Raw genomic sequence first — 23,373 nt, forward strand, 5'->3', positions numbered from 1 at the left:
CTACCACTTGGCAACGCCCGTTGCCCGCCACCGGAGAGGACGCGACGTGCCAGGCACGTCGCGTCCCGTCGCGTCCGCTAGAGCTCGTAGCCGCCCTGGTGGGCGGCGATGAGGCGGAGGGCCTCGGCCGAGGTGGTGGGGCCGTAGGTCCGGGCCGGGGGGAGGGTGGCCCGGATCTGCTCGATGTCGACGGCGCTCACCGCACAGGTGCTCTCGGGCACCTCGATGCCGTAGAGCCGGGCGGAGGTGAGGCCGAAGATGTCGGCCTTGAGCTCGTCGGTCAGCTCCGGGTAGCCGTGGCGCTCCTGGAGCTCGGCCGAGATCTGGAAGGTCCGCAGCGCCTGGATCTGGTCCTGCGGCGTGCCGAACCAGATCGAGTCCGTGCCCCACACCACCCGGTCGGGCCCGACGTGCTTGAGCAGCTTGCCGAGGACGTGGGCGGCGGCGGTGGTGTCCCGCATCAGGAACCACCAGGTGCCGCCCAGCTCGGCGTAGACGTTGGCGCTGGTCCCGACGCCGGCGGTCTCCAGCGAGCGGATCAGGCGGTCGACGCCCTGGGGGGCGGGGTCGTCGGGGTCGTAGGGGCCCACGCCGCCCTGCCCGGGCTCGAACCCCGAGTGGTAGATCACGAACGAGATGTCGGGGTTGCGGGCCGCGGCGGGGCCGATGTCGCTGGGGTCGGCCAGCTCGGGGGTGGTCCCGACGATCGAGCTGATGCCCTTGTGGGTGCAGATGATGGGCGGGCCGATGTCGCGGACGTGGTCGATGAAGCGCTGCCCGATCTGGGGCCGGGCCGGGTCGTGGTCGTCGAAGTAGAAGTGCGAGTCGACCGGGGTCATCGTGTAGATCTTCCAGGCCGCGATGTCGTAGCGGTCCCGGGTGTCGGTCATGGCCAGCAGGCTCGCCTCCAGCTCGCCGTGGTGCGGGTAGGCGCCGCCGTGCATCAGGACCCGGCCGTCGCAGCCGAGGCGGGTGGCCACGTCGATGGCGTGGACCATGTCGCCGGACTGCAGCCCGTCGAGGGCCTGCGCCGGCAGGGCCGACAGGATCGCCATCGTCGTGTCGGACCGGACGAACATCTCCCGGAAGTAGGCGTCGACGGTGAAGCACGCCCGGGGTTGGCGTCCTCGGCCCCCTCGGGGCAGGCGGCGTGGGGGAAGGCCGAGGTCCACTCGCCCCCGGGCTGGGCCAGGTCCTGGTTCACGTAGTGGGACTGGACGTCGAAGATGAACTCCCCGCCGCCCAGCTCCTCGAGGGCGGCGTCGGTGTCGAGCGTCGCCTCCTCGGACACGTCGTAGGTGCCGCCGGGCTCCTCGCCCCGGCTCCTGGCCTCCTCCTTCGAGCACGCCGCCAGCACGAAGAAGGTGGCGGCCGCGCCGGTCGCTCCCGTGAGGAAGCGGCGCCGGGAGATCCCCAGGCGGCGGGCGTTGACGTCGGCCAGCTGGTGCGTGCGGCGGATGGCCTCGGCGACCGTGGGCGAGTGCGGGACGGGGACGAACTCGCCGTTCGAGACCGGCCCCAGCTTCACGGGCAGCCCCGGCTCCTCGTCGGCCATGCCGGTCTCCTCGTCGACGGAACGCGCACACATCATGCACGATCCCGGCATCCGGTGCGGGGCGGCGTCACGCCGGTGTTTCGGCTCCGTGAACCATGCCCGTCGGGCATTGCCGAGGATGTCATGTGCGCTTACCGTATGCACGCATATGGTTCTGACGGACGCAGGGGAGCAGCGGTGCTGGTGAGCGAGGTCCCGGCCCTCCGGGAGTACTGGTACCCGATCGCCTACGACCACGAGGTCACCGACGCGCCCCGCCCGTTCCGCATCTTCGGTGAGGACTACGTGGCCTGGCGGCCCACCCCGGCCGGCCCCGTCCACGCCGGCGTCGACGAGTGCCCGCACCGGTCGGCCCGGCTGTCGCAGGGCTGGGTCACCGACGGCTGCCTGGTCTGCCCCTACCACGGCTGGCGCTTCGACGGCAGCGGCCAGTGCGTCGAGATCCCGGCCGCCGATCCCGACCTGCCGGTTCCGCCCCGAGCCCACGTCGATTCGATCCTGGTCGAGGAGCGCTACGGCCTGGTGTGGGTGTGCGTCGGCATGCCCCGCGAGGACATCCCCGACCTGCCCGAAGCGGCGCCCGACAGCGGCTACGCGCTGATCCACGAGATGATGGCGACCTGGAGGGCCTCGGCGCCCCGGATCATCGACAACGCCCTCGACGTCAGCCACGTCGCCTGGGTGCACCGCAACTCGGTCGGTTCAGCCGCCAACCCGCGGCTCTCGCCGTTCACGGTCGAGCGCGACGGGCTCAGGATCCTCTTCTCCACCAGCTACGTGGTCGCGGTCAACGAGGCGCAGAAGCGCAACACCGGCATCCAGAGCGACCTCACCGAGCGCACGACGCACGCCGAGCTGGTCAACCCGCTCGTCTTCCGCGGGGTGCTCGAGTACCACGAGAACGGCCTGCGCCACGTCCTGTTCAAGACGGCGACGCCGGTCGACGACCACACGACGCTCTTCTGCCAGTTCATCGCCCGCAGCGACGCCCCGAGCCCGGAGGTCTGGGACGCCATCGCCGCCGTCGACCGGACCGTGCAGGAGGAGGACAGGGTGCTGCTCGAGGGCGTCAACCCGAACTTCCCCATCGAGACCACCACCGAGCTCCACACCAAGTCCGACCGGATGACCCTTGAGTACCGCCGGGTGCTCGCCGAGCTGGCCGCCGAGACCACCGTCGCCCCCGACGCGACCTGGGCCCGCATCCGTCGCTGATCCCCCACCCCTGATCCCTCGGGCCCACCACCGGGTCCGACGACACCACCGGAGAGACCCATGTCCCGACACCGTCTTGGCGGCGCGCGCCCCGCCGCCGCCCTCATCATCGCCGGCGCCCTGCTCCTCGCCGCATGCGGCTCCGACGACGGCGATGATGCCGCCGGCTCGAGCGGCACCAGCGGCGGGGGAGGAGGCGACGCCACCTGGACGATGGTCACCGACCAGGCCGGCCTGGGCGACAAGGGCTTCAACGACCTGGCCTACGCCGGTCTCGAGGCGGCCGCCGAGGACCTGGGTGGCGAGGCCGTCGTCATCGAGTCGAGCGAGCAGGCCCAGTACGTGCCCAACCTCGAGCAAGCGGTCGCCGACGGCTCGTCGCTCACGGTCGGCGTCGGCTTCCTCATCACCGACGCCATCGCCGAGGTGGCCCAGGCCCACACGGACTCGTCGTTCCTGTTGATCGACGCGGTGGCCGCCGACGCCGACGGCGAGCCGCTCCCCAACGTCGCCAGCGTGACGTTCAAGGAGCAGGAGGCGGCCTACCTCGCCGGCATCATCGCCGGAGAGACCACCGAGTCCGACACCATCGGCTTCGTCGGCGGCCAGGAGATCCCGCCGGTCGTCCGCTTCCTGAAGGGCTTCGAGGCCGGAGTGGCATCGGTCAACCCTGACGTCACCGTCGAGGTGTCCTACGTCGGGGCCTTCGACGACTCCCAGAAGGCCAAGGAGCTGGCGGCCGGCTTCTACGACGGCGGCGCCGATCTCGTGTTCGAGGTCGCCGGCCTCGGCGGGCTGGGCGTGTTCGAGGAGGCCCAGAGCCGGGGCGAGGGCTTCTGGGTCGTGGGCACCGACACGTGCAAGCAGGATCTGGCCCCGGACAACTTCCTGACCTCGGCAACCAAGGACGTGGCCGGTGTTGTCGAGCGCACCGCCCAGGCCGTCGATGACGGCTCGTTCGAGGGCGGCGCCATCACCGAGGGCCTGGCCGAGGATGCCGTCGGCGTCTGCGAGGACACGTTCGGGGACCTGCCCACCGAGGTCCAAGATGCCGTCGAGGCGGCCCGCGAGGAGATCGCCTCGGGCGCCCTCGAGGTCCCGGCGGAGTAGGTCGTGACCGCCCGCCCCGCCCCCGTCGCCGCCGCCCCCACGGTGCGGCTGCACGGCATCACCAAGGCCTACCCGGGCGTGGTGGCCAACGACGGGATCGACCTCACCCTGGAGGCCGGCACCGTGCACGGCCTCCTGGGCGAGAACGGGGCGGGCAAGTCGACCCTGATGAAGGTGCTGTTCGGGCTCGTGCCGCCCGACGCCGGCACCATCGAGGTCGACGGCCAGGAGCGTCGGTTCCGATCCCCGGCCGATGCCCTGGCCGCCGGCATCGGCATGGTCCAGCAGCACTTCAGCCTGGTGCCGGACTTCACCGTGGCCGAGAACCTGGTGCTGGGGCACGAGCCCCGGCGCCGGGGGCGGCTGCTGGTCGACCGGACCCGGGCCGAGAGCGAGGTGCAGCACCTGGCCGACCGGTACGGCTTCCGGCTCGATGTGACCCGCCGGGTCGCCGACCTGGCCGTCGGCGCCCGCCAGCGCGTCGAGATCCTCAAGGCCCTTCACCGCGGGGCCCGGGTGCTCATCCTCGACGAGCCCACCGCCGCGCTGGCCCCACCCGAGGTGGCCGAGCTGGCCGCCGTGCTGGCCCGGCTGACCGCCGAGGGCTGCACCGTCGTGTTCATCGGCCACAAGCTCACCGAGATCGTCGCCCTGTGCGACGAGGTCACCGTGCTGCGCGACGGCGCCGTGGTGGCGTCCCGCTCGCTGGCGGACCACGAGCGGGTCGAGGGGCCGGCGCGCCAGCGCCTGGAGGAGGAGCTGTCGGTGGCGATGGTCGGGCGCCCGCTGCCGCCGGCGCCGGCTCGCGCCGGCGCGCCCGGCCCGGTGGTGCTCCGGCTCGACGGCGCCTCCGACGGCCACGACCTGGGTCCGGTGGACCTGGCGGTGCACGCCGGCGAGATCGTCGGCGTCGCCGGCGTGGAGGGCAACGGCCAGACCGAGCTGGTCGAGCTGGTGCTCGGCGTGCGGCGCTGCCGGACCGGCCGGGTCGCGCTGGGCGACGCGGATGTCACCCGCTGGCCGGTCGCCCGTCGCCTCGAGGCCGGCCTGGCCCACATCGCCGAGGATCGCCACACCGCCGCCGTGGCCCTCGACCTGACCCTCGCCGAGAACTGCGCCCTCGGCCACCACACCACGGCACCGGTCGCGCCCGGTCGCTTCCGCCTGTCGCGCCCCGCCATGGACCGGCTGGCCGCCGGGGTGGTCGAGCGGTACGGGGTGCGCACGTCGGGGCTGGGCGCGACGCTGCGCCAGCTCTCGGGTGGCAACCAGCAGAAGCTGGTCGTGGGCCGCGAGGTGGCCCGGGCCCCGAGGCTGATCGTCGCCGCCCAGCCGACCCGCGGCCTCGACGTCGGCGCGACCGCCTTCGTCCACGAGGAGCTGGCCCGTCTGCGCGCCGCCGGGTGCGCCGTGCTGCTGGTCAGCCTCGACCTGGCCGAGATCACCGCCGTCGCCGACCGCATCGTGGTGCTCCGCGACGGCTCCGTCGCCGGCGAGACCGCCGGAGGCGACGCCGACGCCACCCTGCTCGGCGTCTGGATGACCGGTGCCCACGAGGACGCCGCGTGATCGCTCCCGTCGCGCCCGACGCACCGACCGTCGGGCGCGGCATCGGGCGCTGGCTGCGCGAGGCGGCGACCAGCCGCCGCCCGCTGACCTCGATCGCGCTGTTCGTCGGCACCGTCGTGGCGGCAATGGTCGCCGCCGCCCCGGTGATCGGCATCGACGGGGGCAACCCGCTCGAGGCCTACCGGGCGCTGTTCGACGGGAGCCTCGGCAGCGACCGCGGCCTGGCCGAGACGCTCGTGTCGGCGACGCCGCTCCTGATCGGTGGGCTGGCCGTCGCCCTGGCCCTCCAGGGCGGCCTGCTCAACCTGGGCGTCGAGGGTCAGCTGGTCGTGGGGGGTCTGGCCGCCGGCGCCGTCGGTGCCGAGCTCGACCTGCCCACGGGGGTCCACCTGGCGGCGGCGCTGGCTGCGGGCGCCGCCGCCGGCGCCCTCTGGGCGCTCGTCCCCGCCTTGCTCAAGGCCTTCCGGGGCGTCCACGAGGTCATCACCACGGTGATGTTCAACTACGTCGCCTTCAGCCTCTCCACCTACCTGGTGAGCCCGGGCGGCCTGTTCGTCAGCGAGACCCAGCCGTCGGCCACCGAGCGGATCAGGCCATCCGCCGAGCTGCCGCCGATCTGGGAGCCGACCCGCCTCCACGCCGGCTTCCTGCTCGCCCTCGCCCTGGCCGTCGCCTGCTGGTGGTACCTGCGCCACACGCCCGGCGGCTTCCGCCTCCGGATGGTGGGGGCCAACCCGACCGCCGCCCGCTTCGGCGGCATCGAGGTGGCCCGCGTCCAGGTCACGACGCTGTGCCTGTCGGGTGCCCTGGCGGGCACCACCGGTGCGGTCGAGGTGCTCGGCCTCCACGGGCGCTACTTCGACGCCTTCAGCCCTGGCTACGGCTTCGACGCCATCGCCGTCGCCCTGCTCGGCATGGTGGCCCCGATCGGGGTGGTCGCGGCCGCCCTGGTCATCGGGATCCTCCGCGCCGGGTCGACGCTCCTCCAGTCGCAGGCCGGGGTGTCCAAGGACCTCGTCACCGTGATCTCGGGCCTCGTCGTCGCCGCCGTGGCCGGCCGGGTCGTCGTCGAGCGGTGGCTCGACGGGCGCCGAGCCCGGCAACGCCCGGCGGCCGCCCCCGGTGACGACCGGCCCCCACCTCGTGCGGAGCTCCGCACCGAGCTCGACCCCGACCCCGAACCCGTGGAGGCCCGCACGTGAGGGACGTCTTCTCCGTCAACCTGCTGGTGTCCGGCATCTTCTTGTCGACGCCGCTGATCCTGGCCGCCCTCGGCGGGCTGCTGTCCGAGCGGGCCGGGGTGATGAACATCGCCCTCGAGGGCCAGATGCTCTTCGGGGCCTTCGCCGGCGTGGCCGTGACGTGGTGGGTCCGCACGCCGTGGCTCGGGCTGCTCGCCGCCATCGGGGTGGGTGCGCTGGTCGGCGGTCTCCACGCCTTCGCCAGCGTGACCCTGCGGGCCGACCAGATCGTCTCGGCCACGGCCATCAACCTGGTGGCGGTGGGGCTGACCGCGGCCTTGATCGAGCCGATCTGGGGAGCACCGGGCGCCAGCGCGTCGATCGACCGCATCGGTGCGATCCACCTCCCGCTCGTCGAGGGGATCCCGTTCCTCGGTCGGGTGTTCGAGCGGATGACGCTGCTCGACTGGGCGGGGCTGCTGCTCGTGCCGCTGGTGTGGGTCGTGCTGTTCCGGACCCCGTTCGGGATGCGGATGCGCAGCTGCGGCGAGGCCCCCGAGGCGGCCGCCTCGGTCGGCATCGACGTGATCCGCACCCGCTACCAGGCGGTGATCCTGTCGGGTGTGCTGGCCGCCGTGGGGGGTGCCTACCTGAGCCTGGCCCAGGTCGGCGTCTTCCAGCGCAACATGACCGCCGGCCGGGGCTTCCTCGCCCTCGCCGCCATGATCTTCGGCAAGTGGCGGCCCGTCCCCGTGCTGGGCGCATGCCTGCTGTTCGGGCTGACCGACGCCTTCCAGCTGCGGGCCCAGACCCAGGGCGTGGACCTCCCCCACGACCTGCTGCTCGCCCTGCCGTACCTGATCGCCCTCGTCGCCCTGGCCACCTTCGTGGGTCGGGCGACGGCACCGGCGGCCATCGGCAAGGCCTACGTGAGAGGTTGAGACCGATCGACATCGCCATCCAGACACCGCCCGAGAACACATCCTTCGCCGCCTTGCGCGACGTGTGGCAAGCAGCCGACGAGCTCGGCTTCCGGGCCGCCTTCACCTTCGACCACCTGGTGCCGCTCAACCCGGGCCAGCGACCGGGGCCGTCGGCCGCGGTGCCGCCGGGACCGCAGCTCGAGGGGTGGATGACGCTCGCCGCCCTGGCCGCCACCACGACGAGGCTCGAGGTCGGCACCCTCGTCACCGGCGTGACCTATCGGCACCCGGCGGTGCTGGCGAAGATGGCGGTGACGCTCGACGAGGTCACCCAGGGCCGGGCCATCCTCGGGCTGGGCGCGGCGTGGCACGAGGCCGAGCACCGCATGTACGGCATCGACTACCCCCCGGTCGGCGAGCGGATGGGGCGCCTCGACGAGGCCCTCGATCTGATCCGGCGGCTGGGTCGCCAGGAGGTCACGTCGTTCGAGGGCCGCTACTACGCCCTCGAGGAGGCCGTCTTCGACCCCAAGCCGATCCGCCCCGGCGGCATCCCCGTGCTGGTGGGCGGGAGCGGGCCCCGGCTCAAGGGCATCGTCGCCCGCCACGCCGACCTGTTCAACAGCTTCTCGGCGCCGTGGGAGTGGGCGGAGGTCAACGCCGACCTCGACACCCGCATCGCGGCCGCCGGTCGCGAGCCATCCGACGTCGAGCGCACCGCCTTCGTCTTCTGCGAGCTCTCGGGTGAGGGCGCCGCCGAGGACGACCTGGTCGCCCACTTCCAGCGCACGCGGGGTGGCACCGACGAGGAGGTGCGATCGCGCGTCGTCGTCGGTGATCCCGACCAGATGGCGGCGGTGCTGCGGTCCTACGCCGATGCCGGCGTGTCGATGGTGATCCTCAACCTGCGCCCGCCGCACGGGCCCGAGCCGCTCGAGCGCTTCGCCCGCGACGTGCTGCCGTCCCTTGCCTGAGCGGGTCGACCTCCTGGTCACGGGGGGCACGGTCGTCACCGTCGACGCGGCCGACACCGTCCTCGACGGTGATGTCGCAGTGCGCGACGGCCGCATCGTCGCCATCGGTCCCGACCTGTCGTCGACCCACGCCGCCGACCGGGTGCTCGACGCCTCGTGTGCCGCCGTCGTCCCCGGCTTCGTGAACGCCCACATGCACGAGACCATCGAGCGCGGCTTCTTCGAGGACATGCCCTTCATGACCTGGCTGGAGGACTTCGCCCTCCCGAAGGACCGTGCCTACGAGCCCCGGCACATGGTGGCCGCCGGTCTGCTGAACCAGGCGGAGATGATCCTGGGCGGAACCACCTCCTTCATCGACATCTTCCGCTTCCCCCACGAGGCGGCGACGGTGGCGGAGCGGAGCGGGTTGCGGGCGACGTTCAGCCCCCAGGTGATCGACGACCCCGTCGGTCCCGGCGAGACCTACGAGACCAACCTGGCCTTCGTCGACGCCTGGCACGGGCGCAACGACCGCATCCGCACCTGGTTCGGACCGCACTCGCTCTACACGACCCGGGCGTCGACCTATGAGGCGATGCGCGAGCAGGCCGAGGTCTACGGCGTCGGCATCCACACCCACCTGGCCGAGAGCCGGGCGGAGACCACGCTGATCGCCGAGCGCACTGGTGGGCTGACGCCGACGCAGTACCTCGACCGGCTGGTCGGCCTCGGACCTGACCGGGTGCTGGCCCACTGCGTCGAGCTCACCGACGGCGACCTGGCGCGCATTGCCGAGAGCGGCGCCGGCGTCGCCCACTGCCCGACCTCCAACGCCAAGCTCGGCAACGGCGTCGCCCGGGTGACCGCGCTGCTCGGGACCGGGGCAACGGTCGGCTTGGGCACCGACTCGACCATGACCAACAACAACCTCGACATGGTCGAAGAGATGCGCATGGCGTCGCTCGTCCAGAAGCAGGCCACAGCCGATCCGACCGTCCTGCCCAGCGCCACGGTGCTGCGGATGGCGACGCAGGGCTCGGCGGACGTCCTGGGCCTCGGCACCGAGATCGGCAGCCTGGAGGTCGGCAAGACGGCCGACCTGGCGGTCGTCGACCTTCGCGCCCCCCACGCCAGGCCGCTCCTCACGGGGCCCGGCGGCAACGTGGTCGAGCAGGTCGTGTGGTCGTGCGGAGCCGCCGACGTCCGCCACACCGTCTGCGACGGCGTCGTGCTCATGGAGGACCGCCGCCTCCTCACCATCGACCTCGACGAGGTCGGCGACCTCGTCGACCGCGAGGCGGTCCACCTGCTGTCGCAGGCCGGAGTCCTCGACACCCGATCCCGAAGGAACCCCTGATGAGCCTCACCTCCGCCCGCCCGCCCCGCTACGAGTGGCTGACGGACCAGCACCTGCGTCTGCCCGATGGGACGTTCCCGCACCTGGGCACGACCGAGGGCGACGTCGCGCCCGTCGTCTTGCTGTCCGGCAGCCCCGAGCGCGTCGAGCTGATGGCCGCCCTCCTCGACGACGCCGAGCGGGTCGGCGACCGCCGGGGCTACGCCGTCCACACCGGCCGCGTCGACGGCGTGCCCGTCACGGTCGCCACCAGCGGCGTGGGCTCGCCCTCGATGGCGATCGCCGTCGAGGAGCTCGGCGCGTGCGGCGGGCGCACGTTCGTCCGGGTCGGCAGCTGCGCCTCGCTCACGCCCGCCCTCCCCGTCGGCGGTGTGGCCGTGTGCACCGGCGCCGTCCGCGACGAGGGCACCTCGGGGGCCTACGCACCCGCCGGGTTCCCGGCGGTGGCCTCGGTCCGCGTCGTCAACGCCCTGGTCGGCGCGGCCGCCGCCGAGGAGCTGCCGGTCGAGGTCGGCCTGACCCGCAGCACCGACAGCTTCTACGCCGGCGAGCGGGACGAGGCAATCATCGACCGCTGGAGCAGCCTCGGGGTGCTGGCCTTCGAGATGGAGACGTCGTGCCTGTGCACGGTCGCCGCCGTGCGCGGCTGGGAGGCGGGCTCGATCATCGTCACCGGGTCGAACCTGGTCACCGGGAACGCGACCTACCGGGGCGAGGGGCTCGACGCCTACGCCTCCGGCCAGGCCGCCATGCTGCGCACGGCCGTGCGGGCCGCCGCCATCCTCGGGGCCTGACGGTGCCTGAGCTCGTCGTGCGGGGCGGCACCGTCGTCACGGTGGGGCCGCAGGGGACGCTCGTCGGCGACGTCGCCATCGACGGTGGGCGCATCGTGGCCATCGGCGCCGCCGTGGGGCGCGGCGAGGTGGAGGTGGACGCCCGCGGCTGCCTCGTGGTGCCGGGGCTGGTGCAGGCGCACGTGCACCTGGGCCAGACGTTGTTCCGAGGCCTGGCCGGCTCGGTCGACGTCGTCGCCTGGCTGCGCGAGCGGGTGTGGCCGCTGGAGCAGGCCCACACCTCCGAGAGCATGGCGGCGTCGGCTGCTCTCGGGGCCGCCGAGCTGCTACTCGGCGGCACGACCTCCGCGCTGTCGATGGAGACGGTGCACCACACCGATGCCTCGTTCGCAGCGGCGGAGCGGCTGGGCCTGCGGGCCTGGATCGGCAAGGCGCTGATGGACGCGTGGGAGCCCGGCACCGAGATGGAGGGCGAGAGCACCGACGACGCCTGGGCCGACGCCGAGCGGCTGGTGGCGCGCTGGCACGGCGCCGCCGGAGACCGGATCCGGGTGGCCCTCTCGCCCCGCGGTCCGCGCAACGCCACCCCCGAGATGTGGAAGCGCTGCGCCGCCCTGGCCGAGGAGGCCGACCTGCGCCTCCACACCCACGTCAACGAGAGCCGGGAGCAGGCCGACCGGCTGGGCGAGCGCCCCGAGGGCCGCGACGTCGTCGCCCTGGAGAGCTGGGGCGTGCTGTCCGAGCGCCTGGTGATGGCGCATTGCGTGTGGCTGTCCGCGGAGGAGGTCGGGCTGGTCCGCTCTCGGGGGGCGCACGTGTGCCACTGCCCGTCGGCCAACCTCAAGCTCGCCTCGGGCATCGCCCCAGTGCCCGAGTACCTCGAGGCCGGCATCAACGTCGCCCTCGGCGCCGACGGCTCGGCCTGCAACGACCGGCTCGACGCCTTCACCGAGATGCGCCTGGCCGGCCTGGTCCACCGGCCCCGGCGCGGGATGGCGGCGGTGTCGGCGGCCGCCGTGCTGGAGATGGCGACCATGGGCGGTGCCCGGGCCCTGGGGGCGGCCCACGAGATCGGCTCGCTGGAGGTGGGCAAGAAGGCGGATCTCGTCACCGTGCGCGCCGACAGGCCCCACACCGCGCCCGGCCTCGGTGGCGACCCCGTCGAGCAGCTCGTCTTCTCGGCCCGGGGAAGCGACGTGGACAAGGTCGTCGTCGACGGCCGGATCGTCGTCTCCGACGGCTCCCTCCTCACCGCCGACGAGGCCACCGTGGTGGCCGACGCCGAGACCCAGCGCCTCGCCCTCCTGGCTCGCGCCGCCCTCCGCTAGCCCGAGTCGGTCACCAGGTCCTTGGGGCGGGCGTGTTCACGAGGTGCCAGGCACCTCGTGAACACCGGGTCAGAACCCGTCCGACCGCGGGGTCAAACTCCGGCTGGTCACCAGGTCCTGGGGGCGGGCCGGGACGCGGACGACCTCGCGGCCGCTGGCGTGGCGGAGGGCGGCGGCGATGGCGGGGGTGGACGACAGCGAGGGCGGTTCGCCGACGCCCTTGAGGCCGACGGGCCCGTCGGGGTCGGGCACCTCGACGAGCACCACCTCGGTCGGCGCCACATCCGCGGCCGTGGGGATCAGGTAGTCGGCGAAGGAGGCGTTCTCGACCACCCCACCGGTGCAGGTCAGGTCCTCCATCAGGGCCAGACCCAGCCCCTGGGCGATGCCGCCGTCGACCTGGCCTCGGACCTCGCGGGGGTTGACGGCCCGGCCGACGTCTTGGGCGGTGGCCACCTGCACGACCCGGGTGAGCCCCAGCTCGGGGTCGACGTCGACCACGGCGCGGTGGGCCACGAACATCCACGACACGTGGACGTCGCCCTGGCCCGACGGGTCGCCCTGCTCGGTGCGGGGGGCCCGGTAGGTGCGGGTGGCGACGATCGGGTCGGCGCCGACGAGGGTCGCGAGGGCACAGCGCCGCTCGGCGGTGCCGACGCCGTCGGGCGCGATGTCGACCTCGTCGGCCGCCACGCCGAGGTGGGCGGCGGCGCGGCCTCGCAGCTGCCCGGCTGCCGCCATCGCCGCCCGCCGCACCGCGCCCCCCGACATCCACGTCGCCCGGCTGGCCGAGGACGACCCGGCGTAGCCGTGGTCCGTGTGGGCCGTCGCCACGCGGACCGGGAGCGGACCCACCGCGTCTGCCGCCAGCTGGGCCAAGGCCGAGGTGATGCCCTGGCCGACCTCGGACGCGGCCGATCGGACCTCGACGCCCTCGGCGTCGATCACCACCGTGGCCTCCGCGTGCTCGGCGACGCCCTCGCCGTAGAGGTGGTTCTTGACCCCGAGGGCGAAGCCGACACCTCGGCGCAGCTCGGCGCCGAGGCTGGTGCGGCCGACCCCACCCGGTGCGGCGAGGGGGTCGGCCGGATCGAAGGCCGCGGCGGCGGACGGCGGCAGGGGGAGGGCGGTGCAGCGGTCGATCAGCTCGTGGAGCGGCGCCGAGGACCCGACGGTCTGGCCCGAGGTCGGGAAGGCGTCACCGGGCACGAGGACGTTGCGCCGCCGGAGCTCGACGGGGTCGAGGTCGAGGGCGGCGGCCAACCGGTCCATCGTCGACTCGACGCCGAAGCAGGCCTGGACCGCGCCGAACCCGCGCATGGCCCCGGAGACCGGGTTGTTGGTGGCGACCGACTCGGCCAGGACGTCGACCGTCGGCACCCGGTAGGGGCCAGCCGCGAAGTAGCCGGCGCTGCCCACGATCGGGCCGGAGGTGCTGGCGTAGGCGCCGCCGTCGAGGCGGATCCGGGCCTCGACGAAGCGCAGCGTGCCGTCCCGCTCGGCGCCGATCCGGTAGGCGAGCCGCGCGGGGTGGCGCTTCGGGTGGGCGAGGAAGGACTCCGAGCGCCGGTACGTGATCCGCACCGGCCGACCAGTGCGCAGGGCGGCGAGGCACAGGTGGACCTGGAAGGTGACGTCCTCCCGCCCGCCGAAGGCGCCGCCGATGCCGCCCATCTGGAGGCGCACCCGGGCGACGGGCAGCCCGAGGGCGGAGGCGATCTGGGCCTGGTCGGCGTGCAGGTCCTGGGTGGCCAGGTGGAGCGTCACCCCGCCGTCGTCGTCGGGCACCGCCAGGGCGCTCTCGGGTCCGAGGAAGGCCTGGTCCTGCCGCCCGGTCCACCACGTCCCCTCCACCACCACCGGCGCGTCGAGGGGCCCGTCGCCCCGCTGGATGTGGAGGCGTCGGAACAGGTTGCCCCCGGCCCGCAGGTGGGGCACGCCGGGGTCGAGGGCGCGCTCGGGGTCGTCGACGACGGGAAGGGCCTCGAGGTCGATGGTGACGGCGGCGGCGGCCGCCCACGCGCCCTCCTGGGTCGTGGCCACCACGAAGGCGATCGGCTCGCCCTGGTACCGGACGACGTCGCCGGCCAGGACGGGCTGGTCGACCTCGATGTGGCCGATGAGCGCGGACCCGGGGACGTCGTCGGCGGTGATCACGGCGACCACGTCGGGTCGGCGCCGGGCCGCCCCGGCATCGATGGCGCGGACCCGGGCGTGGGGGAGGCGGCTGCGCACGGTCGCTCCGTAGAGCTCCCCGGTCGCGCTGATGTCGCCCGAGAACGGGAACCGCCCGGCCAGCTTGGCGACGACGTCGGGGCGGGTCGCTGCCGTGCCGACCGCCCCCGGGCGCGTCATCGGGTGGCCCGCAGGCGTCCGACCGACACCTCGACGACGGCCTCGAGGATCCCCCGGTACCCGGTGCAGCGGCAGAGGTTCCCGGTGAGTGCCTCGGTCGCGGTGGCGCGGGTGAGGGGCTCCCCGGCGGCGGTGGCGGCGTCGAGCGCGGCCTCGGCGGCGACGACCATGCCCGGCGTGCAGAAGCCGCACTGGACGGCGCCGTGGGCGGCCAGCGCGGCCAGCAGGTCGGGGCGCTGCCGGCCGGCAACGGTGGTGACCTCGGCCCCGTCGACCAGCGCCGCCGGCACCAGGCACGAGCACACGAGGTCGCCGTCGACCAGCACCGAGCACGACCCGCACTCGCCTTCCTCGCAGCCACCGGGCACCGGGACCGACGCGGTGCGGAGGGCCCGGAGCAGCGATGTGACGGGGCCGACCTCGAGGGTTGTCGGCGTTCCGTCGACGACCACCGCGACCGTCCCGGCATCGGGCCCGTCCGGAATCGTCGTCGCGCAGATCATATGTGCAGATACTATCTCCTTGGGCCGGCTGACCTGCGCTAGCGTCGCCTCGTGGCGAGAGGGCGCAGCACGGGGGGTGGGGGCGGCGACGCCGCCGGGTTCCCCCAGAGCTCGGCGTGGGAGCGCCCCGGGTTCCTGCTGTGGCACGCCACCATGCGCTGGCAGCGGCTCGCCACCCGCGCCCTCGAGCCCTTCGGGCTCACCCACGCCCAGTTCACCCTGCTCGGCGCGACGCTGTGGCTCGAGGAGCACGGCGACCACCCGCCGAGCCAGCGGGAGCTCTCCGAGCACGCCACGGTCGACGCCATGATGACCTCGCAGGTCGTGCGGGCCCTCGAGGCGGCGAAGCTGATCCGTCGCACCGAGGACGCCAAGGACGCGCGGGTGAAGCGCCTGCGGTGCACGGCCAAGGGGCGCCGCGTGGCGGTCGCGGCCGTCGCCGCCGTGGAGGCCGTCGAGGACGAGGTGTTCGGCCCCGAGGGCGAGCGCTCGCCGGAGCTGGTCGGCCTCCTCCAGCGCCTCGCCGACCGCGACGCCGAGGGCCACCCCCTCCGCCGCTGATGGCGTGGCGGTCGCCGCCCATCCCGGAAACCGGCCACTAGGTGGCCACTTCTGGGGCGCACCCTGGGCCCTGTGCCCCGGCGATCGTCGGCGGGGCGTGACCTGGAGGTCAGCGATGCCCGGTTTGCCCCGCCCCCACGACGACGAGACGACCCTGCTCCTGGCCTTCGTGGCCCAGCAGCGCGACCTGGTCGCGACCGCAGCCCACGGGCTGACCGACGACCAGGCCCGGGCCACGCCCACGGCCTCCGCCCTCAGCGTCGGCGGGCTGGTCAAGCACGTCGCCGCCATGGAGCGGAGCTGGATGGGCACCGTCCTCCAGCGCCCGCAGCCCTCGGGCGCCGAGGACGACGCGTACGGCGACGGCTTCGTCATGGACCCCGACGAGACCCTGGACGACCTCCTCGCCGACCTCGCCCGGGCCGGCGCCGAGACCGAGGAGGTCGTGCGCGGCCTGCCGCTCGAGCACCCGGTCCCGGTGCCCGACGCCCCGTGGTTCCCGTCCGACGTGGCGGCGTGGTCCCTGCGGTTCGTGCTGCTCCACCTGGTCGAGGAGGTGGCCCGCCACGCCGGCCACGCCGACGTCATCCGCGAGCAGGTCGACGGGGCCACGTGGTACGGCCTGATGGCCGCCCGCGAGCAGCTCGACCTCGGCCCCTGGGTGCAGCCGTGGACCCCCGACGGCGACGGCGCCGCAGCCTGACCCGACGGAAGGGGTCAGGGTCGGTTGAACCGACCCAGACCCCTTCCGTCGGTCCCGGTCAGGTGGGGACCGAGGCGCTGTAGACGGGGAGGTCGAGCAGGGTCTTCACCCCCGGCGAGGCGGCCACGACGGCGGGGATGGCGTTCACCACGTGCATGGCGGTGGCCAGGCAGCCGGCGTGGTTGTGGTCGCCCAGGTCGGAGCCGAGCGACATCTCCAGCTTGAGGTGGGGCTCGCCCTCCACGAGGATCCGGTAGCCCTCTCCCTGCGGCCACTCCGGCGCCTGGTCGGGGTGGAGCCGGGTGACGTGCTCGACCACCAGGCGCTCCTCGCCGTCGACGAGGCCGATGATCACGAAGCGCATGCCGGAGATGGTCCCGGCGGCCACCGTGCCCGAGGCGATCTCGACGTCGTGGTCGTCGCGCCAGACCTCATGGCGCTCGACCACCTCGTCGAGGGTCAGGCCGATGGCGGCGGCCACGAGGTGGAGCACCGGCCCCCACGCCAGGGCGGTCGAGCCCGGCGACAGGAGCAGCGACTCGGACGGGTCGGCCTTCCCGAAGCCCATGATCTCGAACATGGTGAACGAGTTGTCCCAGGTCGCGTAGTCGACGATCTCCATCATCCGGACCGACCGCACCTCCTTGCAGAGGGCGAGCATGTGGACGGCGAGGCCGGCGTTGCCGAAGCCCGGGTCGATGCCCGAGGTGTAGAGGCTCGACCCGCCCTCCTGGCACGCCGCCTCCAGCCGCTCGAGCGTGCCCGGTCCGGCGGCGGCGGGGAACAGGAGCGGCACGAACGACGTGTTCACCACGTTGGCGCCCGAGGCGAGGATGCGGCACAGGTCGTCGACCACGCCGTCGGGCCGGATGTCCGAGCTGGCCGTGTAGCAGACGGCGTCGGGCTGGAGCTCGAGCAGGGCGTCGGCGTCGCTGGTGGCGGCGACGCCGAGCGCCGGCCCGCCGCAGATCTCGCCGGCGTCCCGGCCGGCCTTGGCGTCGGAGTGCACCCACAGCCCGGCCAGCTCGAGCTCGGGGTGGGCGGCGATGGCGGGCACGGCGTGGATCCCCACGGTCCCGGTGGCCCACTGGACGACGCGCAATGTCATAGAACACGTTCTACTTCACCGGGACACGGATGGTGCCTGGCACCATCCGTGGGCTACTCCTCGCCGGCGCCGAAGCGCTGCTTCCAGATCTCGATCTGGTCGTCGTCGATCTTGGCGAACAGGACCGGCGGCACCTCGATCGGCGTGCCCGGGCCGAGCGCCTCCATCTCGGCGGCCACGTCGGTGGGCCACGCCGGCAGGTCGTCGATGCCGAAGGCCCGCAGCAGGACGGCGGACGTGTCGGGCAGGACGGGCGCGCCGAGGATCGCCAGCAGGCGCAGGTGGTGCAGGGCGGTCGCGATGACGGCGTCGCGCGCCGCCGGGTCGTCCTTGAGCTTCCACGGCTCCTGGGCGTTCCAGAACACGTTGCCGGCCGACCACAGCTCGCGCAGCACGGTCATGGCCTTGCGCAGGTCCTTGGCCTCCATGTGCCCGGTGTAGGTGGCGACCAGCCCGCCGACCTGCTCGACGAAGGCGTCGCGCGACGCTGACGATCCCTCGACCGTCGGCACGACGCCACCGGCGTTCTTGGCCGTGAAGCCGAGGACGCGGTTGACGAGGTTGCCGTAGCTGCCGGCCAGGTCCTTGTTCACCGACTGGACGAGCGACTCCCACGTGAAGCTGGCGTCGGACGACTCCGGCGCGTTGGCGATCAGGTGGTAGCGCCACTGGTCCGACGGGAGGATCTCCAACGCCGCGTCCATGAAGACGCCGCGCTGCTGGCTGGTCGAGAACTTGCCGCCGTAGAAGGTCAGCCAGTTGAACGACTTGATGTAGTCGACCAGCTTCCAGCCGCTGTCGGCCCCGAGGAGGGTGGCGGGGAACATGACGGCGTGGAACGGGACGTTGTCCTTGGCCATGAACTGCGTGTAGGTCACGTCGCTGCCGGTGGCGTCGGTCCACCAGCGGCGCCACCCCTCCTCGCCCAGGCCGGCGACGTCCTCGGCCCACTCCTTGGTGGCGGCGATGTAGGCGATGGGGGCGTCGAACCAGACGTAGAAGACCTTGCCCTCGAACCCGGGCCGGTCGACGGGCACGCCCCACGAGATGTCGCGGGTGATGCTGCGGTCCTCGAGCCCCTCGTCGAGCCACTTGTAGGCGATCGACCGGGTGAGCAGCGGCCAGTCCTCGCGCTCGTCGATCCAGGCCCGCAGGCGGTCGGCCATCCGCGACTGGAGGAGGTAGAGGTGCTTGGTCGCCCGCACCTCGAGGTCGGTGGCGCCGCTGATGGCCGACCGGGGCTCGATCAGGTCGGTGGGGTCGAGCAGGCGGGTGCAGTTCTCGCACTGGTCGCCGCGGGCCCGGTCGTAGCCGCAGTAGGGGCAGGTGCCGATCACGTAGCGGTCGGGGAGGAAGCGGCCGTCGGTCGGCGAGTAGATCTGGTCGGTCACCCGCTCCTCGATGAAGCCGTGCTCCTCGAGCTGGGCGGCCAGCAGCTTCGTCAGCTCGTGGTTGTGCGACGACGAGCTGCGCCCGAAGTGGTCCCACGACAGGCCGAAGCGCTCGCCCAGGTCCTTCTGGATGGCCCACTGCTCGGCGCAGTACTCGTCGACGGGCAGGCCGGCCTCGGCCGCGGCCAGCTCGGCCGGCGTGCCGTGCTCGTCGGTGGCGCAGATGGCCACCACGTCGTGGCCCTGCTGGCGCAGGAACCGGGCGTAGACGTCGGCCGGCAGCATCGACCCCACGAGGTTGCCGAGGTGCTTGACACCGTTGATGTACGGCAGGGCGCTGGTGATCAGGTGGCGGGCCACGGTTCGCTCCGGTGAGGGGAGCGCCACCCTACCGGCGGGCGCCGGCGCGGCCGTCTGGGGTTCGGGCAGACTCCGCGGCCATGCCGCACCCTCGCCGCCTCCGCTTCGCCGTCGAGCTCCACCACCCGTTCCCGGGCCGGACGTGGCTGGAGAGCGCCAAGGAGGTCGAGCAGCTCGGCTACTCGACCGTCTTCCTGCCCGACCACTTCGACGAGGGCCCGGGGCCCATCGCGGCCACGGCGGCCTTCGCCGCGGTGACCTCGACGGTGAACGTCGGGCTCCTGGTCCTCGACTGCGACTTCCGCCATCCCGTCCCCCTCGCGCGCGAGCTGGCGACCATCGACGTGATCGCCGAGGGTCGGCTCGAGGTCGGCCTCGGCGCAGGGTGGAAGCGACGGGACTACGACGTCTCGGGCATCCCCATGGACCGCCCCGGGGTGCGGGTCTCGCGCCTCCAGGAGCACTGCGCCGTGCTGCGGGGCCTGTGGGCCGACGGCCCGTTCTCCTTCGCCGGCGAGCACTACACCGTCACCGACCTCGACGGGACGCCCGCCCCGCACCGCCCGGGCGGCCCGCCGATCCTCGTCGGCGGCGGAGCCCCCCGCCTGCTGCGGTGGGCCGGGCGGACGGCCGACATCGTCGGCGTCAACGCCTCCATCCACTCGGGCGAGATCGATGCCGACGCCGCGGCCGATGCCCTGGCCGAGCGCATCGACGAGAAGGTCGGCTGGGTGCGCGAGGGCGCCGGCGACCGCTTCGCCGACCTCGAGCTCAACGCCTGGCTGGCCGCGGCCGAGGTGACCGAGGATGCCGCCACCGTCGAGGCCATCGCGTCCCTGTTCGGCACCGATGCCGAGGGGCTGCGGAGTTCCCCGCTCGCCCTCGTCGGTGCGGCCGGCGAGATCGCCGAGCGCCTCCACGAGCGGCGCGAGCGCTGGGGCTACTCGTACCACGTGGTCCCCGGCGACAAGGCCCACGCCCTCGCCCCCGTCGTGGGGTCCCTCGCCGGCACCTGACCATCCGTGGCCGCCACCGGGAGCTGACGGCGCACGCCGAGGGGGACCGGACCCCCGGAACCTCCGTCGCCTGCTGATCCTCGGACGGGACCACGACGACGGAGGTCCGGGACGTGACGAGACGGCGATGGCGACAGGTGGCGACGGCGATGGCCGTGGTGCCGGCCCTGGTGCTGTCGGGGTGCGGCGAGGACTCCCGCCTCGTCGAGCGGGTGGGGGCGGGCGACGACCCGGCGACGAGCACGACGACCACGGAGCCCGACCCGGTCCCGCCGTCCGAGCGCTCCTCGCCGTTCACCGTGGGTCCCGTGCCCGAGCGCTACCAGCTGGTCGCCATCGGCGCCGGCGACACCGAGGGGGTCTGGGGCTGGGACTGCTGCGGCACCGACGAGCCCTACGTCGTCCTCTCGCCCGACGGCACGCCCGACCACCCCGCCCGGGTGATCGTGGCGGCGACCGGGTACAGCGGCTACGAGGGCGGCCTCGAGCAGGCGGCCGCCGGCTACACCGGCGAGGCCGAGGCGGTCGAGGTCGACGGCGAGGACGGCTTCTTCACGCCGGCGGCGGCCAACGACGGCTGGTCCGAGCTGGTGGTGGCCCGCGACGTCGACCTCGCCATCCGGGTCACCTCCCCCGACGCCACGCTCGCCGAGCTCACCACCGTGCTGGCGACGGTCGAGGACCCGGCCGAGCAGGAGCTCGCCCCCACGATCCCTGCGCCGCCGCCCGGGCTCCAGGTCGTCGGGGCGGCCCACGTCGACGCCGTCATCGCCCAGTACCCGTCGGTGCACGTCGACCAGGCACCGCCGGGGCCGGTGGGCGCCCACTCCGTCGGCTGGCTCGAGGGCGGGGCGGAGGGCGCCGACAGCCTGCTGGTCGAGACGATCCCCGGCGTCGCCGGCGACCCGGCAGCCCTCGCCGCCCCCGGCGTGGACGACGAGCACCTGACGGCGGAGACCGTGGAGGTCGACGGTCGGCCCGCCGTCGTCGTGGACCGGCGCTCGTACGAGGACGAGGTCCGGACCGTCTGGCTCGACAGCGGCTGGGGTGATCTCGTGGTGGTCACCGCCCTGGGCCGGGACCTGCCGACCGCCGAGGAGCTGGTGGCCATCGCCGCGTCCGTCCGTCCCACCGACACCGCGACCTGGGACCGGGCCGTCGCCGCTCGGTCGGTCCCGACGGCCTGACGCGCCCGCCGGTCGAGGCGGGTCAGCGGCTGGCCGGGACGAGGTCCAGGAGCTCCTCGGTGGGAGCCAGGGCCCGGTGCTCCGACGGGCTGATGCCCCGCACCCGGGAGAAGGCGGCGCTCAGGGCGAAGCCGGTGCCGTAGCCGACCTGGCGGGCGACCCCGGCGACCGTCGCATCGGGCTCGCGCAGCAGGTCGGCGGCCAGCGCCAGCCGCCACTCGGTCAGGTAGGCTATCGGGGTCTCGCCGACCTCGTCGGCGAACCGACGGGCCAGCGTCGCCCGGGAGACGCCGACCTCCCGGGCGAGCGACGCCACCGTCCACGGCGCCGACGGATCGTCGTGCAGCAGGCGGAGGGCGTGGCCCACGACGGGATCGTCGTGGGCCCGGTACCACGCCGGCGCCCCGGCCTCGGGCCGGGCGAACCAGGCCCGCACCGCCGTGACCAGGAGCAGGTCGAGGAGGCGGTCGAGGACGGCCTCCTGCCCGGGCTCGTCGCGCACGACCTCCCCCGCCAGCAGCGCGACGAGCGGCCGGGTGGTGGGCCCGTCGCGGACCACGGCGAGGGCGGGGAGCGCATCGAGCAGCCGCCGACTCACCTCCCCGGCCCGCTCGTAGGTGCCTACGATCATGGCCACCCCGTCGGGGTCGGCAGCACGGCCCGAACCCTCCGTGGCGCTGCCCGATCCCACCGTGGCGCTGCCCGATCCCTCCGTGGCGCTGCCCGATCCCTCCGTGGCGCTGCCCGATCCCTCCGTGGCGCTGCCCGATCCCTCCGTGGCGCTGCCCGATCCCTCCGTGGCGCTGCCCGATCCCTCCGTGGCGCTGCCCCATGTCCGCGTGCCGAGGACGTCGGCCACCTTGGCCTCGACGCCGTCGGGCGGGGTGCAGACCTGGCCGGGGTGGACGACGACCTGGACCTCGGATCCCGGGGCGTCGGCGATCCGGTAGTGGTCCGGACCGCGGGCCAGGGCCACGTCGCCGGGGGCCAGCCACACCTCGAGACCGGTGTCCTCGTCGACGAGCACCAGCTCGCCGGTGGTGGCCGCGACCAGGGTGAGAGGGGCTTCGTCCTCGACCCGGATGGCGAACGGCGGCGCCATGACGACCTGGAGCAGGAAGGCGCGGCGAGCCCGAGGTCCGTCGAGCAGCGAGGAGACGGCGTCCACCCTGGCCACGCTAGACGCTCACGTACGGATCTGCGCTCGTGGGCCATGGACCGTCTCACGGGATCGGGGTCCACTGGGCCCATGACCACCTCCACCCACCCCGTGCCCCCCGCCGACCCCGCCGACGCCGGCCCGCCCGTCCGCGACGTGCCGGCCGACGTGGTGCGCAAGGCCCTCGCCACGCGCTCCTACGCCGTGCTGGCCACCGTCTCGCCCGCCGGCCGGCCCCACGCCGCCGGCGTGCTCTACACCACCGTCGGCGACGACCTCTGGGTCTCCACCGAGACCGCCAGCCGCAAGGGCCGCAACCTGGTCGCCAGCCCCCATGTGGCCGTGACCGTGCCGGTGCGCCGCCTCCCGCTCGGACCGCCCGCCACCATCCACTTCCAGGGCCGGGCCGAGGTCCTCGCCGTCGACGACCCCGAGGTCCGGCGGCTGGTCGGCATGGGCGAGCTGAAGGGCATCACCAGCCACGGGGAGCTCGACCTGCCCGGAGGCTGCATGATCCGCATCACCCCGGCCGCCACCGTCCACACCTACGGCGTGGGCATGTCGCTCTGGAGCTTCGTGCGCAACCCCCTCGCGGCCGCCGGGAGGGCTACGTTCCGGCCATGAGCTGGGTGGAGATCGACGACGTCGGCCTCGGACGGGTGGTGGTCGAGCTCCAGCCCACCGTGCTCGAGGTCTTCCAGGCCCGGGTGCAGCAGACCACCCGCCTCCACCTGCGGATGCTGGCCATCGAGCACCGGGGCCCGAACGACCAGGGCCACCAGCAGGTGCACCTGGCCAACCACGGCGGTGCCGGCGTCACCCTCACCGTCCCCGAGGTCCACTGGGTCCGGCTCTGGCCGCTGCTCGAGCAGGCCCGGGCCCAGCAGTACCCGTTCCAGCAGTACTGATCTCTCGTCACTCGCCGGCCCGCCGCGCGCCGAGGTCCAGACGACGGCCGGGAGAGGTACCGCCAGATGGACCACGGGCACTCGGGCCCGGCGCAGCCGCTGGGGTCTGGGGTCCCCCCAGGCGAAGAGCCGTG

General features: G+C 73.9%; 22 protein-coding genes. 15 read left to right on the plus strand and 7 right to left on the minus strand.

Annotated features, from left to right (window positions below; translation table 11 throughout):
• Nucleotides 1–77 precede the first annotated feature (77 nt).
• Together HC251_RS00305 and HC251_RS00310 are read right to left on the minus strand one after the other, a co-directional pair.
• Complete coding sequence (locus tag HC251_RS00305) at nt 78–1,055, minus strand: amidohydrolase family protein (protein WP_219943335.1); 978 nt, start codon at nt 1,053–1,055, stop codon at nt 78–80.
• The gene (locus HC251_RS00310; RefSeq protein WP_219943336.1) at nt 944–1,555 is read right to left on the minus strand and encodes a hypothetical protein; all 612 of its coding nucleotides are present in this window, start codon (nt 1,553–1,555) and stop codon (nt 944–946) included. The genes HC251_RS00305 and HC251_RS00310 overlap by 112 nt, the downstream gene beginning before the upstream one ends.
• Nucleotides 1,556–1,738: 183 nt before the next feature.
• On the opposite strand from HC251_RS00310, the gene HC251_RS00315 reads away from it, so the two are divergent.
• From HC251_RS00315 to HC251_RS00355, 9 genes are read left to right on the plus strand one after another with little or no spacing between them, the layout of a single operon-like run.
• Entirely contained in the window at nt 1,739–2,770 is a 1,032-nt protein-coding gene (locus tag HC251_RS00315; RefSeq protein WP_219943337.1) for an aromatic ring-hydroxylating dioxygenase subunit alpha, read from the plus strand.
• A gap of 60 nt (nt 2,771–2,830) precedes the next feature.
• A complete protein-coding gene (locus HC251_RS00320; protein ID WP_219943338.1) occupies nt 2,831–3,880 on the plus strand; it encodes a BMP family protein in 1,050 nt (349 codons plus the stop codon).
• Nucleotides 3,881–3,883: 3 nt separating this feature from the next.
• Entirely contained in the window at nt 3,884–5,449 is a 1,566-nt protein-coding gene (locus HC251_RS00325; RefSeq protein WP_219943339.1) for an ABC transporter ATP-binding protein, read from the plus strand.
• Entirely contained in the window at nt 5,446–6,651 is a 1,206-nt protein-coding gene (locus HC251_RS00330) for an ABC transporter permease (protein ID WP_219943340.1), read from the plus strand. The genes HC251_RS00325 and HC251_RS00330 overlap by 4 nt, the downstream gene beginning before the upstream one ends.
• Nucleotides 6,648–7,571 (plus strand): ABC transporter permease, encoded by a 924-nt coding sequence (locus HC251_RS00335; RefSeq protein ID WP_219943341.1) that lies wholly within the window; start codon nt 6,648–6,650, stop codon nt 7,569–7,571. The genes HC251_RS00330 and HC251_RS00335 overlap by 4 nt, the downstream gene beginning before the upstream one ends.
• The gene (locus HC251_RS00340; protein ID WP_219943342.1) at nt 7,568–8,527 is read left to right on the plus strand and encodes an LLM class flavin-dependent oxidoreductase; all 960 of its coding nucleotides are present in this window, start codon (nt 7,568–7,570) and stop codon (nt 8,525–8,527) included. The genes HC251_RS00335 and HC251_RS00340 overlap by 4 nt, the downstream gene beginning before the upstream one ends.
• A complete protein-coding gene (locus HC251_RS00345) occupies nt 8,520–9,866 on the plus strand; it encodes an amidohydrolase family protein (RefSeq protein ID WP_219943343.1) in 1,347 nt (448 codons plus the stop codon). The genes HC251_RS00340 and HC251_RS00345 overlap by 8 nt, the downstream gene beginning before the upstream one ends.
• The gene (locus tag HC251_RS00350) at nt 9,866–10,660 is read left to right on the plus strand and encodes a nucleoside phosphorylase (protein ID WP_219943344.1); all 795 of its coding nucleotides are present in this window, start codon (nt 9,866–9,868) and stop codon (nt 10,658–10,660) included. Before HC251_RS00345 ends, HC251_RS00350 begins: the two co-directional genes overlap by 1 nt.
• 2 nt (nt 10,661–10,662) lie before the next feature.
• Nucleotides 10,663–11,988, plus strand: a complete 1,326-nt coding sequence (locus HC251_RS00355) for an amidohydrolase family protein (protein ID WP_219943345.1) — start codon at nt 10,663–10,665, stop codon at nt 11,986–11,988.
• A gap of 69 nt (nt 11,989–12,057) precedes the next feature.
• Here HC251_RS00355 and HC251_RS00360 read toward each other — a convergent pair whose 3' ends face one another.
• Entirely contained in the window at nt 12,058–14,343 is a 2,286-nt protein-coding gene (locus HC251_RS00360; RefSeq protein WP_219943346.1) for a xanthine dehydrogenase family protein molybdopterin-binding subunit, read from the minus strand.
• Nucleotides 14,340–14,846, minus strand: coding sequence for a (2Fe-2S)-binding protein (locus HC251_RS00365; RefSeq protein WP_219943347.1), 507 nt, complete (start codon nt 14,844–14,846; stop codon nt 14,340–14,342). The genes HC251_RS00360 and HC251_RS00365 overlap by 4 nt, the downstream gene beginning before the upstream one ends.
• 51 nt (nt 14,847–14,897) lie before the next feature.
• Between HC251_RS00365 and HC251_RS00370 the strand changes: the two genes are divergently transcribed.
• Nucleotides 14,898–15,407 (plus strand): MarR family winged helix-turn-helix transcriptional regulator, encoded by a 510-nt coding sequence (locus tag HC251_RS00370; protein ID WP_219943348.1) that lies wholly within the window; start codon nt 14,898–14,900, stop codon nt 15,405–15,407.
• Nucleotides 15,408–15,522: 115 nt separating this feature from the next.
• Nucleotides 15,523–16,110, plus strand: coding sequence for a DinB family protein (locus HC251_RS00375; protein ID WP_219943349.1), 588 nt, complete (start codon nt 15,523–15,525; stop codon nt 16,108–16,110).
• A gap of 58 nt (nt 16,111–16,168) precedes the next feature.
• On the opposite strand, the gene HC251_RS00380 is transcribed toward HC251_RS00375, so the two are convergent.
• Both HC251_RS00380 and metG read right to left on the minus strand, forming a co-directional pair.
• The gene (locus HC251_RS00380) at nt 16,169–17,218 is read right to left on the minus strand and encodes a hypothetical protein (RefSeq protein WP_219943350.1); all 1,050 of its coding nucleotides are present in this window, start codon (nt 17,216–17,218) and stop codon (nt 16,169–16,171) included.
• Nucleotides 17,219–17,271: 53 nt separating this feature from the next.
• Entirely contained in the window at nt 17,272–18,969 is a 1,698-nt protein-coding gene (gene metG, locus HC251_RS00385; RefSeq protein WP_219943351.1) for a methionine--tRNA ligase, read from the minus strand.
• Nucleotides 18,970–19,049: 80 nt separating this feature from the next.
• Here metG and HC251_RS00390 point away from each other — a divergent pair, with 80 nt between their 5' ends.
• Both HC251_RS00390 and HC251_RS00395 read left to right on the plus strand, forming a co-directional pair.
• On the plus strand, nt 19,050–19,985 hold the full coding sequence (locus HC251_RS00390; RefSeq protein WP_219943352.1) for a TIGR03621 family F420-dependent LLM class oxidoreductase: 936 nt from the start codon (nt 19,050–19,052) through the stop codon (nt 19,983–19,985).
• A 113-nt stretch (nt 19,986–20,098) separates the two neighbouring features.
• Nucleotides 20,099–21,172 carry a hypothetical protein gene (locus tag HC251_RS00395; RefSeq protein ID WP_219943353.1) on the plus strand — a complete coding sequence of 358 codons (1,074 nt, stop codon included), beginning with the start codon at nt 20,099–20,101 and terminating at the stop codon, nt 21,170–21,172.
• A 22-nt stretch (nt 21,173–21,194) separates the two neighbouring features.
• On the opposite strand, the gene HC251_RS00400 is transcribed toward HC251_RS00395, so the two are convergent.
• Entirely contained in the window at nt 21,195–22,340 is a 1,146-nt protein-coding gene (locus tag HC251_RS00400) for an AraC family transcriptional regulator (protein ID WP_219943354.1), read from the minus strand.
• Between the two features lie 81 nt (nt 22,341–22,421).
• On the opposite strand from HC251_RS00400, the gene HC251_RS00405 reads away from it, so the two are divergent.
• Together HC251_RS00405 and HC251_RS00410 are read left to right on the plus strand one after the other, a co-directional pair.
• Nucleotides 22,422–22,955 carry a pyridoxamine 5'-phosphate oxidase family protein gene (locus tag HC251_RS00405; RefSeq protein ID WP_219943355.1) on the plus strand — a complete coding sequence of 178 codons (534 nt, stop codon included), beginning with the start codon at nt 22,422–22,424 and terminating at the stop codon, nt 22,953–22,955.
• Nucleotides 22,952–23,239: a hypothetical protein gene (locus tag HC251_RS00410; RefSeq protein ID WP_219943356.1), complete on the plus strand. Its 288-nt coding sequence runs from the start codon at nt 22,952–22,954 to the stop codon at nt 23,237–23,239. Before HC251_RS00405 ends, HC251_RS00410 begins: the two co-directional genes overlap by 4 nt.
• Nucleotides 23,240–23,373: the final 134 nt, after the last annotated feature.

This window comes from Iamia sp. SCSIO 61187 (assembly GCF_019443745.1).
GTDB lineage: Bacteria > Actinomycetota > Acidimicrobiia > Acidimicrobiales > Iamiaceae > Iamia.